This is a genomic window from Pseudomonas sp. P42, assembly GCF_017973755.1.
Taxonomy (GTDB): Bacteria; Pseudomonadota; Gammaproteobacteria; order Pseudomonadales; family Pseudomonadaceae; genus Aquipseudomonas; species Aquipseudomonas iridis.
In genome coordinates, this window is the sequence record NZ_JACOPU010000005.1 from 575,996 (window position 1) to 590,149 (window position 14,154).

Annotated in this window: 13 protein-coding genes; 9 read left to right on the forward strand and 4 right to left on the reverse strand. The window is 61.1% G+C overall.

Going from position 1 to position 14,154, the window contains the following annotated elements:
• The first annotated feature begins 4 nt into the window (after positions 1-4).
• The gene (locus H8B20_RS19245; protein WP_210624206.1) at positions 5-2,002 is read left to right on the forward strand and encodes a pilus assembly protein TadG-related protein; all 1,998 of its coding nucleotides are present in this window, start codon (positions 5-7) and stop codon (positions 2,000-2,002) included.
• Here the strand turns inward: H8B20_RS19245 and H8B20_RS19250 are convergent.
• Positions 1,987-4,734 (reverse strand): PAS domain-containing sensor histidine kinase, encoded by a 2,748-nt coding sequence (locus tag H8B20_RS19250; RefSeq protein WP_210624207.1) that lies wholly within the window; start codon positions 4,732-4,734, stop codon positions 1,987-1,989. The genes H8B20_RS19245 and H8B20_RS19250 overlap by 16 nt on opposite strands.
• A complete protein-coding gene (locus tag H8B20_RS19255; protein WP_210624208.1) occupies positions 4,731-5,171 on the reverse strand; it encodes a TadE/TadG family type IV pilus assembly protein in 441 nt (146 codons plus the stop codon). Before H8B20_RS19255 ends, H8B20_RS19250 begins: the two co-directional genes overlap by 4 nt.
• Before the next feature lie 75 nt (positions 5,172-5,246).
• On the opposite strand from H8B20_RS19255, the gene H8B20_RS19260 reads away from it, so the two are divergent.
• Together H8B20_RS19260 and H8B20_RS19265 are read left to right on the forward strand one after the other, a co-directional pair.
• On the forward strand, positions 5,247-5,717 hold the full coding sequence (locus tag H8B20_RS19260; RefSeq protein ID WP_210624209.1) for a prepilin peptidase: 471 nt from the start codon (positions 5,247-5,249) through the stop codon (positions 5,715-5,717).
• 124 nt (positions 5,718-5,841) lie between these two features.
• Positions 5,842-6,615 (forward strand): response regulator transcription factor, encoded by a 774-nt coding sequence (locus H8B20_RS19265; RefSeq protein WP_342345713.1) that lies wholly within the window; start codon positions 5,842-5,844, stop codon positions 6,613-6,615.
• 51 nt (positions 6,616-6,666) lie between these two features.
• Here H8B20_RS19265 and H8B20_RS19270 read toward each other — a convergent pair whose 3' ends face one another.
• Both H8B20_RS19270 and H8B20_RS19275 read right to left on the reverse strand, forming a co-directional pair.
• Entirely contained in the window at positions 6,667-7,074 is a 408-nt protein-coding gene (locus H8B20_RS19270; protein WP_210624211.1) for a response regulator, read from the reverse strand.
• 71 nt (positions 7,075-7,145) lie between these two features.
• On the reverse strand, positions 7,146-7,355 hold the full coding sequence (locus tag H8B20_RS19275) for a Flp family type IVb pilin (RefSeq protein ID WP_210624212.1): 210 nt from the start codon (positions 7,353-7,355) through the stop codon (positions 7,146-7,148).
• 336 nt (positions 7,356-7,691) lie between these two features.
• On the opposite strand from H8B20_RS19275, the gene cpaB reads away from it, so the two are divergent.
• From cpaB to H8B20_RS19305, 6 genes are read left to right on the forward strand one after another with little or no spacing between them, the layout of a single operon-like run.
• Positions 7,692-8,642 (forward strand): Flp pilus assembly protein CpaB, encoded by a 951-nt coding sequence (cpaB, locus tag H8B20_RS19280; RefSeq protein ID WP_210624213.1) that lies wholly within the window; start codon positions 7,692-7,694, stop codon positions 8,640-8,642.
• 21 nt (positions 8,643-8,663) lie between these two features.
• Positions 8,664-9,914 (forward strand): type II and III secretion system protein family protein, encoded by a 1,251-nt coding sequence (locus tag H8B20_RS19285; RefSeq protein WP_210624214.1) that lies wholly within the window; start codon positions 8,664-8,666, stop codon positions 9,912-9,914.
• Positions 9,911-11,101: a CpaE/TadZ family protein gene (locus H8B20_RS19290; protein WP_210624215.1), complete on the forward strand. Its 1,191-nt coding sequence runs from the start codon at positions 9,911-9,913 to the stop codon at positions 11,099-11,101. Before H8B20_RS19285 ends, H8B20_RS19290 begins: the two co-directional genes overlap by 4 nt.
• A complete protein-coding gene (locus tag H8B20_RS19295; RefSeq protein ID WP_042557498.1) occupies positions 11,098-12,369 on the forward strand; it encodes a TadA family conjugal transfer-associated ATPase in 1,272 nt (423 codons plus the stop codon). The genes H8B20_RS19290 and H8B20_RS19295 overlap by 4 nt, the downstream gene beginning before the upstream one ends.
• Before the next feature lie 11 nt (positions 12,370-12,380).
• Entirely contained in the window at positions 12,381-13,265 is an 885-nt protein-coding gene (locus tag H8B20_RS19300; RefSeq protein WP_210624216.1) for a type II secretion system F family protein, read from the forward strand.
• Positions 13,262-14,152 (forward strand): type II secretion system F family protein, encoded by an 891-nt coding sequence (locus H8B20_RS19305; RefSeq protein ID WP_210624217.1) that lies wholly within the window; start codon positions 13,262-13,264, stop codon positions 14,150-14,152. The genes H8B20_RS19300 and H8B20_RS19305 overlap by 4 nt, the downstream gene beginning before the upstream one ends.
• Positions 14,153-14,154: the final 2 nt, after the last annotated feature.

The following is a 14,154-nucleotide window of genomic DNA, read 5'->3' on the forward strand; positions in this document are numbered from 1 at the left end:
CGCGATGTTACCTCGTTCACAATTCAACAGCCCGGCCCCACAGCGCGGGGCGATTGGTTTGACGGCGGCAATGACCCTCGGCGTTGCGGTGTTGATGATGTTGCTGGTGGTCGATACCGGCCGCTTGTACATGGAGCAGCGCAAACTGCAGCGCGTGGTGGATAACGCCGCCCTGGAGGCGGTCAGTCGCGGTGGCAATTGCCTGCCTGGCCTGACGGCAGCCACTTATGCCGGGCAAAGCGCCGTGCGCAATGGATACATCGTCGATACCGCCAATACCCTGTCGACCAGTTGTGGCACTTTGCTGACCGACGCCAACGGGATGCGCACATTCACCGCTGATGCGGCTCAGACGGCCGCGGTCCGGGTCGCGGCCAGTCGCACGGTGACCACCAGTTTCGCCCGTGGCATACGCGCGTTGTTCTCGGGGGCATCGGTCAGCCAGAACACCACCTTGAATGCTTCCGCCGTCGCCGCAAAACCGCAGCCGACCGTCGCCCAACTGAACATCCGCAGTAATCTGGCGAGCATCGATACCGCTCAGTCGAATATTCTCAACCCGCTGTTTTCGGGACTGCTCGGTGGCAACGTCAACCTCACCGCGCTGGGCTGGGATGGACTGTTGAAAACTGATATCAACCTGCTCAAATACCTTGATCAACTGGCGATCAATCTCAATGTCGCGGCCGGCAACTACACCCAATTGCTCAACACTCAAGCCTCGGTCACGCAACTGATTCAAGCCGCTGCGACCGTGGTGCAACTCAACGGGGCGACCGCCGAAGTGATCACCGCGCTCGGCGCGCTGCAAGTGGCCGCGATCAATGCGGCGCCGGTCAAGCTCGGCGAGATTCTGCAATTGCAGACCGGTACCACGTCGGCCGGGCTGGATGCCAATCTGCAACTGCTGCAACTGATACAGGGCGTGGTGCAACTGGCCAACAGCAAAAGCGCGGTAGCGGCGACGTTGCCGATCAATCTGCCGGGGTTGGCGAACGTTACGGTGCGGGTGAAAGTGATCGAACCACCGCAGTTTTCGGCGATTGGCGACCCGGCCCGAGCCAAGGCCAACCCGCTGGGGCCGGACCGGATTTTTGTGCGCACGGCGCAGATTCGTACGATGTTGTCAGTCAATCTGCCGGTTCTTACGGGGGTAACCGGGTTGGCCAACGCGGTGCTGGGATTAGTGGGCACATTGACCCCGACGTTGAATGCACTGTTGAGCCTGAATCTGGTGGATACGCTCAACTCCGTGTTCTGTTTGCTGGGCGCTGGTTGCGAACAGCTTGATCCGAAATTGCTGCCATCCCCGCGAATCGATATTGCCCTCGATGCCGGCGGCGCGAAGAGTTATGTCACTGATTACAGTTGCCCGACCGGCAGCACGGGCACGAAAAGCCTGACCGCCCACACCATTACCTCTATCGCCGATCTCAAGGTCGGCCAGATCGACCCGGCCAACGCTTTCTCGTCGCTCGCCGAGCCGACGGTCATGCCGCTGCCGCTGATCGATCTTGGCACTGTCACGTGCCACAAGATTCTGGGTATTGGCTCGTGCAATCCGGCCACCCATGTGCCATACCGCGCGGGTGGAATCGGGATCAAACTCGACACCAGCGTTGCGCAAAATTCGCAAGACTTGCTGTTTTCCAGCGCCACGCCGTTCGCCACCCCGGCCAACCTCAAACTGCCGCCAAGTATTCAGCCGGTGGTACCGACTAACGATATCGTTGCAAGCCTGGCCAATAGCCTGGCGGGCATCAACCTGATCGTCTACAGGCCGGTGGGCAGCAACCCGCTGGGCGCTATCGTGACGGGCGTGGCGTCCTTGATCAGCGATGTCACCAACCGTCTGCTGCCAGTGGTGACCGGGCTGATCTCGCCGCTGCTCGATCCTCTGCTCAACAACCTGCTAAAAAGTCTGGGCATCAACCTGATGGACGTCGACGTGGGCGCCAACATGACTTGCGGGCAGACTGGCAGAGCCTATCTGGTGATCTGATCGTCGGGTCCAATTGGTAGCTCGATACAGAACCGCGCACCCTCATCGCCATTGCGCACGCTCAGGCGGCCGCCCATATTTTCGATGATGCCGTAACTCACCGACAAGCCCAGGCCGGTGCCGACGCCGACGGGTTTGGTGGTAAAAAACGGCTCGAAGATTCGCTCCAGCAGACGCGGATCAATGCCGCCGCCGTTGTCCTCGACCCACAGCCGTACCACGTGTTCGTCGCACTCGGCGTGCACGGCGATCCATGGCTGAAAGTCGCGATGGGTCTCACGCTTGCCGAGCAGGGCGTCGCGGGCGTTGACCATCAGGTTGATCAGCACTTGCTCAAGCTGATCGACGTAACCGCGCACCTGAACCTCAAAGCCAGCCTCTTTGATTCGCAACTCGACGCCTTTGCCGCGCAGGCCTTCGGACAATAGCGCCAGCGTGCCTTCGATGGCATCGAGGGGGTTGAAGGGGTGTTGTTCGATTTCCGAGCGGCGACCGAACACACGCATGTGATCGACAACTCGCGCCGCCCGTTGCACCTGGGCGTCAATGCGATTGAGCTTGTCGGTCAGATAGTCGATCTGCACATCGCCGTTGCTCAAACGCTTGAGCACATTGACGATGGCCATGCGCATCACGTTCAGCGGCTGATTGATCTCGTGCGCCAGGCCGGTGGCCATTTCGCCGAGGGTGGCCATTTTTGCGCTCTGCGTCAGTTGCTGCTGCGAGCGGCGCACTTCGGTATTGTCGCGGCCCACTGCTTGCACTTCGAGCAAGCGCCCGAGCTCATCGAACACGCCACGATCCGACCAGACCCACCACGCATGCTCGCGACCGGGCAGGCGCAGATTGATTTCGGCGGTACTCACGGGCAGTTCCGGGGTCAGTTGCGCCAGGCGCTGAACAAAGGCTTCGCGTTGTTCGTCAGACATCCAGTTGCCCAGATTCACCCCGGGCAACTGCTCCGGGGCGCACTCCAGATAAGTCGCCAACGGCCGGTTGCCGAAGGTCAGTGTCAGGTCCGGGCGGTAGCGGCATATCATCGCCGGCGAATCTTCGACCAGAATCCGGTAGCGCTCCTCGCTGGCCTTGACCTGCTCGGCGGCGAGGGTCGCTTCGGTGACGTCCAGCCACAGGCCCACCGCTTCGACGGGCAGGCCGAGATCGTCGCGCAGCAGTTTGGCTTCATCGAGCAACCAGTGCGCCTGACCCTGACGGTCGAGCACCCGATATCGAGCGCTTACCGAGCCTTCACGCAGCAACTGGCGAGTGCGTTCGAAATAGCGCGGACGGTCTTCGGGGTGGACGTGCTCCACCAGTCGACCATCGGCACAATCGGCGAGATTCCACCCGAGCAAGGGTTGCAGGCTGGCGCTGAAAAATGTCGGTTGCAGCGCGCCTTCGACGTAGCGCTGCACGTAAATCACCGCGGGTGCGCTGGCGATCAGATTGTCCAGCCGCGCATGGGCGGCGGCGGCTTGCTGCTGTTGATTCTTGATGTCGCTGATGTCGAGCATGAACCCTACCAGTCGGCGCTCGGCACCGATGCCCAGCGACCGGCCTTGCAGGCGATACCACAGCGGCAACGATTGATCACTCGTTTGCAGGCGTACGCACAATTCCAGCGGGGTGCCGTCATCCTGCAGGGCTTGCAGATGACTGCGCAGTTCATCGCGGTCGGCGGGATGCACGTGGCTGAACCAGTTCTCGATCGGGATGCGCTCGGCCTGCAAGCCGAGGTGCTCAGCCAGTGTCGGCGCCAGTTGCACTTCGGCGCTGGCGCTGCTGACTTCCCACCAACCGGTGCCGAGCAATGCCTGGAGGATTTCCAGTCGTTCCAGCTGTTGATGATGACGATGCTCGCGCAGCCGCTCCAGCAACGGCGCGGCCACGGCGGCGGCCAACAACAGCCAGTCGTGATCGTTCAGGTCGGGCGCCTGTTGCGCCGCGTTATAGCCCGCGCACAGCAACCATGCCGCCACGCCTTGAGCGTCGCGGTAGGGCACGGCAAAACCTTCGTTCGGGCCGAGCAGCGCACTCAGTCGCGGCTGCTCGCTCGCCAGCAAACGTTGCGGCAGGGCGCCGTTCAGGCTGTCGAGACCAGTGCCCAGGCGCTGCTGATCACGCCACACCTGCGGTGCATTCGGCGCCGCGTAGTACTGATGAATCTGCCAGCCCTGACCCTGCTCATCGAGCAGGGCCACCGCCAGGCTGGGAATGTGCAAGTGCTGACCCAGGCGTTGCAGCTGTTCGCTCAGCTCATGCGGAAGGCGGGCGAGGCTGCCCAGGCGCAGTTGATCGCGAACCTGTGTGGCCAGCCACTGACATTGCTCACGACTGCGCGCCTGCCGCCGTTCGCCGAGCAGATCACCGATGTCCAGCAATTGCAGAAGCCAGCCGTCACCTTGCGCCTGCACCCAGCCGCGCAAATGCAATGGCGGGCCAGCGAGGCTGAAAAAATCCAGGTCGAGCAGTTGGCCTTGCCAGTCGGCCGGTCGACCTTCCAGCGCGAGGCTGCTGTGCGGCAATAAATATTCGAGCAGCGGCGCGGTATGGCTGCCGGGTCTTTGTTGCACCAGCAAATGGCGCAGTGGTCCGCTCAAATGCTCGACGTGGCCGTCGTCATCCAGATACAGCTGCAAGCCAACGCCTGGCACCACAGGACTGTTCAGAGGCTGAGACGGACCGGGTTGTCGATTGAGCAGGCGGGCGAACAGCTTGTCACCCGTATTCAAAATTGCAGGCTCGACGAGGCGCTCAATGTCGCTGGCAGGCGCGGCACTGCACCGACCCCCGGCAGCACCAGAAACGGCAGCGCCTGATTCAATTTGCTGGTGGGATAGTGGATGGTTACGGTCAGTACGCCACCGGCATAAGTGATGGTGCTGTCCGATGTGGCGTTGAAGTTCAAGGCGCCGGGTAGCCAGGCCAGTTGCCGGGCCAGTTCGGTTCTGGCGGTGGTGGTGACGACGGTGGGGTAATTGTCGGTGGCCGGATCAAGCGCCACGCTGCGCCGCACAGCCTCGGCCGTCGATTCGTTGAACGACTGCATCAGCAACAGCGGCAAGCTGTAGCTGACCAGGCCATAAAACACAGCAAAAAAGATAATGAAGACCAAGGCGAACTCGATGGCGACTGCGCCTTTTTGCTTGCGGGGGAGGCCGGATTTCATGACTGCGTCTACCCTGACATTCACTACGTAATATCAGCATAGAATCATTCGGCCAAAACGGACGTTTTTTACCGCATGCACAGCTTTGTCCTACTGATCTGGCTGTCGCTATGCGCGGCGCAGGATGCCCGGCAACGGCACATTGGCAACGCCCTCACGCTAGGTGTCGGCAGCCTCGCTGCGGCGTACTTGCTGTTGACTGGCCACACCTGGATCGGTGCCGAAGCGGTGCAAGGTGGCTGGGCGGTATTGCTGGCGCTGGCACTTACTATTCCCGGTTATATTTTGAAACGTTTGGGCGCGGGCGATGTGAAATTAATGACAGCCTTGGCGCTTGCGACGGATGGTGCGCACTTGCTCGGCGCATTTATCGGTGCAGCGCTGACCAGCGCCCTGTGGATACTGCTGGTGCCAAAACTCTGGCTGCATATGAGTCAAGGACTTAGAGAACATCTTCGATATATGGCTCCGAAGATGTCAAAAAAGCTGCCATTTGCTCCGTTCGTGCTGTCTGGAACAATCCTCACTCTGCTCTGGTTCCACTAGTCACCCCTTGCCACTACTGCTATGTACATAGTCAGAAAGTGCGTCTACTTTCAAAGTAACGCTGTACAGCATTGCGCTGTAAGTACAGGAACGGTCAGCCTTTGGCCTGGGCATGGAGTGGCAAGTGAACAAGCTTAAGTCTGCAATAAAGGTTCTGGTAGTCGACGATCAGCCGCTGATTGTCGAAGAACTCTGCGAATTCCTCGAGAGCAGCGGCTATCGTTGCGTGCCTTGCGAATCGAGCAAGCAGGCGATCGAGCAATTCATCGAAGACCCTGCTATCGGCCTGGTGTTGTGTGACCTGCACATGCCGGACATGGACGGCATTGAACTGGTGCAGGAACTGCAACGGTTGTCGGGCAAGCACCGTGCTTTCGAAGCCATCATGCTCACGGGGCGCGCCGACAAGCAGGACGTGATCAAGGCGTTGCGCGCCGGGATTGCCGACTACTACCAGAAACCGATTGATCTGGACGAGTTGCTCGAAGGTCTGCAACGCCAGGAAGTGGCACTGCAAGAGCGGCAGAAAACCCTTCAATTGGGCCACTTGAATCAGAAGCTGCAATACCTGTCCGAGTCGATTGACGACCTTTACCAGGACCTCGACAAAGTCCGCCGCGGTCCTGCCACGGTGAGTGACGAAGGATCGGCTGATGTCGAAGGGCTGGAGATTCCGGCGATTTTCAATCAGCTGTCGCCACGTCAGCTCGATGTCGCACGGTTGGTAGGCAAGGGCAAGACCAACTACCAGATCGCGTGTGAGTTGGGGATTACCGAGAACACGGTAAAACTCTATGTCTCGCAGGTGCTGCGCCTGACGCATATGCACAACCGCACCCAATTGGCTTTGGCGTTGTCACCGAGCAACTCGGGGCGTCAACGCGTGACCGCGCACTGACCATTGTCGACCCCGCCCTTGCGCGGGGTCACTTATCTCAATCGCCGTGATTCAACCGATAAAGGCCTTCGACTTGGGGAACAGGTTGTCGAGGGTTTCCAGCAGGCGCACGTGATAAATCGGTTTGCGGAACAGATCCAGCACCTGCAGACGCAGCATGTCGCTGACATCCTCCATGTCCGCATGCCCGGACGTGACGATCACCGGCAAATGCTGGCGCGAGGTGTGTTCACGCAGGCGCTTGATCAGCGACATGCCGCTTTCTTCCGGCATGCGCAGATCAGTGATCACCAGGGCGATATCGGGATGGCGGGTGAGATGGTGCAGGGCGAGTTTCACCGAGGTTGCGGTGTGACAGGTGAAGCCTTCGCCCTCCAGCAACTCCGCAAGCTCCAGCAGTGCGTCCTCTTCATCGTCGACGAGGAGCAACTGCTGGCGTGGAGTGTGTGGAGAGTTCATAGGCAACACCTGCAATGGACTGAGTGCTGACGTTAGAACCCAATGGCTGCATTGACAAGTTATCGGTTCGATCAAGGGGTTGGGGTCAATGCAGTCTGGATGGCGGTAAGGATCGCGGTTACCTGAGTGCCGATGCCGTTACCGAACGCAGCAATCACCAGCGCCACCAAGCCGACCACCAACGCATATTCGATGGCCGAAGCACCCTCGGTGTCTTTGGCCAGGCCTTTGAAGAACGCGAACTCGGATTTGATTTTTGCAACAACGCGCGAATACGACATAAGGATTCTCCTTGAGCGCACCAGGTGTTGCGCGTTCGCAACATGATTTCCCTGTGCCAGCATCAGCATTGTCGGCATTTCCTGCTCCAACAACTGTAAGAACGGATTAACGCTTTAGTAGTGGTGCGCCGTTTAACGGCACAAAACGACGTTTGGCCCGTGAGCCCTCTGATTTTCGCGGATATTTGAGTGGGTTTAATGGCGTTTTGTTCGCGCTGCGCTACCGTCAAATAGCGAAATAGTTACTTGTTCATAGCTGCCTGATTGCGAATTTGTCTCGATGGAAGTCACGGGTCATTGCAAAAGACACAACGCAGCAGGAAAGGGAGAGCCGTCATGAACAGTCGCGTCACTTTGGGTCTGGCCGGATTACTTCTGGTAGGTGCCATCATCGCCGGATACTGGGGGCTGACTTTAAGCCGTCAACCGGTCGTCGAACCGGCCGCAGCGCCCGCTGCTGTCGCTGTCGTGTCACCGAACGCGGCGCCTGCGATACCGGTTGAAGACCCGACCCGCCAACCCGTTGTTGTCCTGCTGCGCGATATCGCACCGTTCGTGAAAATCACCGCGGCCGATGTCGCGGTGGAAAAACTGCGCACCGCTCCCGCCGGCAGCCTTGGCGCTGTCGACCAGGTGATCGGCCGCACGCCTTGGCGCCCGTTGAGCGCCGGTAGTTGGTTGAGTGAAGAAAGCTTCGAAGCGGGCAGCCAACTGGCACGCATGATTCGCCCAGGTGAGCGCGCATTGGCCGTGGCGGTGGATGAAGTGATTAACGCCGGTGGGCAATTGGCGCCCGGCGATTACGTCGACGTGCTGCTGTTTCTGCGCAAGGACGAAAGCAACTCGCAGGCCTCGGCGCAACTGGTGGTGCCAGCGGTGCGCGTGCTGGTCGTCGGCAGTCAGATGGGCCTGACCAACGAGGGTCAACCCGCCAGCCCCGCGCGCACCGAGGAAGAGCGCCTGAGACAGGAACAACAACGCATGGCGGCGCGCAGCGTGGTGCTTGCGGTGCCGGAACCGTTGCTCAGCCGTTTGATGCTGGCGTCGGGCGCCGGTGTGCTGCGCCTGGCGGTGCGCAGTGCCGATGAGCAGCAACTGGCGAAATACTGGGCCGGCGAAAACGATGTGGCGACGCGGCTCGATACACCGCGCCGGGATTTGCTCGAGTTCAGCCAATTGTCCCTGACACCCCCGCCCAGGCCCGTCGCTGTGGCCGGCCAACCGGTTGCGCGCAAACCCGCCGTGGAAGTCATCCGCGGTGCCGAAGCCGCTCAACCCACTCCCTGACCCGAGCAAGGACGCCTTTACATGCGCAAACGCTTTACGCCCCTGTTCAATGGCTTGTTTCAAGCTTCGTTGTTAAGCGTCGCCTCGATCGCAAGTGCAGTCGCCGCCGCCAGCAACTGCGCCGCGCTGGGTCCGTTGCCGGCGACACTGGAAGTCGGCGAAGGCCTGCAACAGGCGCTGCAATCACCCGTGCCCATCACTCGGGTGGCGGTGGGTGACCCGAAAATCGCCGATGTGCGCGTGACCGGTGATCAAGGCGTGTTGCTCACCGGCGTTGCGCCCGGCGCCACCACGTTGATGATCTGGAGTGCCTGCGCCAGCGCGCCGCTCCAGAGCATGGTGTTTGTGCAGGGCAAGGCCAGTGCGGCGATGACCGCTGTTGCGTTACCGGCAAGCGCCGACTTGAACCTGCCGTCGCAAGTACAGACCGACATCCGCTTTGTTGAAGTCAGTCGCACCAAACTGAAAGAAGCCGGCACCTCGATCTACGGCAAGGGCTCCAATAACTTCCTGTTCGGCGGCCCGGGCACGGTGCCAGGCACCGTAGTCAGGCCGGGTACGGTGCCGGTCATTGCACCGAGCATTCCGTTGGTCAACGACGCGTTCAACATTGTATGGGGCGGCGGCAGCAGCAAATTTCTCGGCGTCGTCAATGCGCTGGAGGGCAGCGGTTTTGCCTACACCCTGGCGCGGCCAAGCCTGGTAGCGCTGAGCGGACAGAGTGCGAGCTTCCTTGCTGGCGGTGAGATTCCGATCCCGGTGCCGAGCGCCAACAGCAACAGTTACTCCATCGAATACAAGGAGTTCGGCATCCGTTTAACGCTGACCCCAACCGTGGTCAGCAACAACCGCATCGCGCTCAAAGTCGCCCCTGAAGTCAGCGAGCTGGACTACAACAATGGCGTGACCATCGGCGGCACCAAAGTGCCGGCGTTCACCATCCGCCGCACCGACACCAGCATCTCTCTGGCCGACGGTGAAAGCTTTGTGATCAGCGGGTTGATCAGTACGCGCAACGCTTCTGAAGTGAACAAGTTTCCCGGCCTTGGCGACATCCCGGTCCTGGGCGCATTTTTCCGCAACTCGTCGATCAATCGCGAAGAGCGCGAGTTGCTGATGATCGTCACCCCGCACCTGGTGCAGCCACTGGCTGCCAATGCGCCGCTGCCTTCGCTGCCGGGGGAGAAACTGCGCAACTACGACCCGAACTGGTATCGCCTGTACTTCCTCGAAAACGGCAACTTCGATAAACGCAGCGGATTATCGCAATGAGCCAGAACCTGAGTCAGACCTTCCTCGCCATCACCCGCAACGACACCGACCTTGAATGGCTGCAAGGTGCGCTGGCGCCACTTGGTCAGGTGGTCAGCGCCGGTGGCGGCAGCCTTGACGAGTTGCTGGCGCTGGTCGATGTGACCTTCGCCAGCCTGGTGTTCGTGGGGCTTGATCGTGATCATCTGGTGGCGCAAAGCGCCCTGATCGAAGGGGTGCTGGAAGCCAAGCCGATGCTCGCCATCGTCGCCCTCGGTGACGGCATGGACAATCAGTTGGTGCTCAACGCAATGCGCGCCGGCGCGCGGGATTTTGTCGCCTATGGTTCACGCTCCAGCGAAGTTGCCGGGCTGGTACGACGCCTGAGCAAACGTCTGCCGGCGGTGACGCCGAGCACTCAGCTCGGTGGTTTGACGGTGCTCTACGGCGTACAAAGCAACGCCGACGGCGCACTGCTCGCCAACCACATGGCGCTGGTGGTGCAGAAGAGCGGCCAGCAAACCCTGCTGCTCGATCTGGGCCTGCCGCGCGGCGACAGTCTGGCCTTGCTCGGGCTCGAGAGTTCGTTCCATTTCGGCGATGCGCTGCGTCACTTGCGGCGGCTCGATACGACCCTGATCGACAGCGCCTTCACCAGCGCCGAAGCGGGCCTGCGCATTCTTGCCTACGCCAACGGCGACGAGCCGCTGGAGCGCACCAGCGCCGCCGAGTTGTACATGTTGCTCAGCGCCTTGCGCCAGCACTTCCAGCACATCGTGGTCAACCTCACCGGCCAGCCCGACAGCGAAGCGCTGCGCACCTTCGTCAGCCATTGCGACAAGCTGATCTGGTACACCGACCAGAACGTTCTCGACTGTCGGCGCAACCTCGCGGTGCTCAATCTGTGGCGCGAAAAAGGCATGAAACTCGACCATGGCCGGCTGCTGGTGGATCGCTACCTGCGCAACGTCGCGCCGGATTCCGACACCCTCGGCAAGACCTTCGGCCTGGAGGTGATCGCGGTGCTCGCCTACAGCCCGGAGATTCGTCTAAACGCAAAAAACCAGGGCGTCAGCCTGTTCGAACTCGCCCCGCGTGAGGCCATCAGCCAGAGCCTGCGTACCCTCGGCGAACGCCTGGCGAAACGCTCCGAAGGCCTGGCCAAACCCAAAGCCAGCTGGTTCGACCGCTTGCGAGGCACCTCATGAACGGCGAGCAATTGTTCGGCGGGTCGCAGCGCCCCGCGTCCGGCAACACCGATCACGATGGCCTGAAACTGGTGCTGCACCGTTACATCATCGATGCCATCGAAGAGTCAGGGAAAAACCTGCTGGAAGGCTCGCGGCAGGTGCTTTCGCAATTCGTCATCGACAAGGTCGCCGAATACATCGCGCGTCTGCACTTGGCGATTTCCCGTTATGAGATGGAGCGCCTGGCCGAAGAAATCGTCGATGAGCTGACCGGTTTCGGCCCGCTGGAAGTGCTGCTGCGCGACAGCGCGGTGACCGAGATTCTGGTCAACGGCCCGCACCGGGTGTTCATCGAACGCGACGGCGTGCTGCACCTGAGCGACCTGCGCTTTATTGATGCGCACCACGTTGAACGAGTGATGCAGCGCATTCTCGGGCCACTGGGTCGGCGTCTCGATGAGTCGTCGCCGATGGTCGATGCACGCCTGCCCGATGGCAGTCGGGTCAACGCCATCATCCCGCCGATTGCTCTCGACGGCCCGTGCCTGTCGATCCGCAAATTTCGCAAGGACATGCTCAAGAGCACTGACTTGATGGCAATGCAAACCATCGATCAGGCGATCTTCGACTTCATCCAGGAGGCGGTGGGCAAGCGCTGCAACATCCTCATCAGCGGCGGCACCGGCACCGGCAAAACCACCTTGCTGAACATCCTCAGCCAGTTGATCAATCCTAATGAACGTCTGGTGACCATCGAAGACGTTGCCGAACTGCAGCTTGGTCATCCTCACGTTGTGCGCCTCGAAACCCGGCCGCCAAACGCCGAAGGCCATGGCGAGGTGAAAGCCAGCGACCTGATCCGCAACGCCCTGCGCATGCGTCCCGACCGGATCATCCTTGGCGAGATTCGCGGCGTTGAAGTGGTCGATGTGCTGACGGCGATGAACACCGGTCACGACGGCTCGATGAGCACCGTGCACGCCAACAATGCCCAGGACGCCTTGCTGCGTCTGGAGACCCTGGTCGGCCTGACCGGGCGCACCATCGCCGAACGCACCCTGCGCCAGATGATTTGCGCCGCGCTGGATGTGGTGATTCAACTGACGCGCATGCCGGACGGCCGTCGCTGCGTCAGCGAGGTGGTGGAAGTGGTTGGCGTGCGCGAAGACGTCTACGTCACCAATACCCTGTTCCGTCTCGACCGCCGCACAGGCTTCGGCTTCATGCGCGAGGCGGTCAACCCGGCAGGCGACAAGTTGCGCCGCGAACCGATGCTCGCGCACTGAGGGCCCACAGCATGCTCAAACCGCTGTTGCTGATCGTGATTTGCCTGACCTTGCTGGGGTTGTCGTTGCGGCTGTTCTACAGCGGCTGGCGTCAGGGCGGGACCGAGCGGGTGCTCGATCGGTTGAATCAGGGGCAACCGCAAATAACGGTGCAAGCGCCGCGTTGGGCGGGGTTGGAGCGCGCATTTTTACGCGCAGGTCTGGGTCGTCCGACCGAGCGTATCGGCCTCTGGTTGCTGCTGTGGGCCTTCGCGATGCTCATCGGCTTCGCCGTGGCGGGACTGATTGGCTTGCTGGTGTTGTTCGTATTGCCGCCGCTTACCCTGCGCGGGTATGTCAGTTGGCGGTATCAACGTCGGCTGCGGCGAATGATCGAACAATTGCCGCAACTGCTCGACCACACCGTACGCAGCCTGAAGTCCGGACGTACCCTCGCCGATGCGGTGCTCGGTGCCATCGAGGCCAGTGAAGATCCGCTCAAGGATGCCATGGGCCGTGTACAGCGCAGCGTGCAGTTGGGCGTGAGCCTGCCGGACGCCGTGTCGGATCTGGCCGAACTCTATGAGCGCGACGAGTTTCGCCTGTTCGCCCTCGGCCTCAAGGTCAATCATCGTTACGGCGGCAACGCCAGCGAGCTGCTGGAAAACCTGATCAAGATGATCCGCGAGCGCGATCAGGCCGCGCGTCAGTTGCGCGCGATGACCGGCGAAACCCGCCTCACCGCGTGGGTGCTGGGCCTGCTGCCGATCACCATGGCCGGGTATTTCTTGATGGCCAATCCGATTTACCTGGTCGCCATGTGGCACGACCCTTCCGGACAGCGGATGCTGGCCACGGCGTTCGGCATGCAGGTGATCGGCAGTCTGTTGCTCTGGCGGATGTTGCGCAGCCTATGACGACGCCACTGATGATCAGCGCCCTGCTCCTGCTTGGCGCCGCGCTGTTGCTGCTTTTCAGCCTGCTGGACCAGCGCCGCCGCAGCCAGCAGATCAGCCGGCGACTGGAGGGCGACCTGCTGCGGCAGAATCGCTTCGGCAACCTGCTGCAAGTGCTTGGCGAGAGCAAAGTCGGCCAGCACAGCGTCAAGCTCGACAACGAAACCCAGACCCTGCTCAACCGTCTCGGCTGGCGCAGCGCCCGTCAGCGCTCGCTGTTCGCCGCCTGCCAGATAGGCTCGCCGCTGTTGTTGCTGGCGCTGGCAGTGCTGCTGCAATCGGTATTTTTCCCCACCGTGGAAAAACAGTGGATTGCGCCGCTGTTCGCCCTCGGCGTCGGCTACCTGTTGCCCAAACGGCTGTTGGTGATCGCGGTCGCTCGCCGGCAAAAACAACTGGCCAGCGAGATCAGTACGTTCATCCCGCTGTTGCGCATCCTCTTCGAATCCGGCATGGCCGTGGAGCAGGCACTGCGTGTATTGAGCCACGAAAGTCAGGCGTTGCTGCCGGTGCTGACCCAGGAATTACGTCTGGTGCTGGCGCGGGTCGACTCTGGTCTTGAACTGGGCGAGGAACTGAATAAAGCCACGCAGTTGCTGGCGGTCGACGAGTTCACCGACACCTGCGTGATCCTCCAGCAGTTGCTGTATCAGGGCGGCGGGGCGATGAAATCGCTGCTGTCGCTCAAGCAACTGCTTGATGACCGGCGCCTGACGCGCCTGCAGGAATACATCTCGAAAATGTCCGCGAAAATGTCCGTCGTGATGATGCTGTTTCTCTTCCCGGCGTTATTGATCGTCTTGGCCGGCCCGGGCTTCACTGCCCTGGCGAAGGCGTTGGGTGCTTGAAG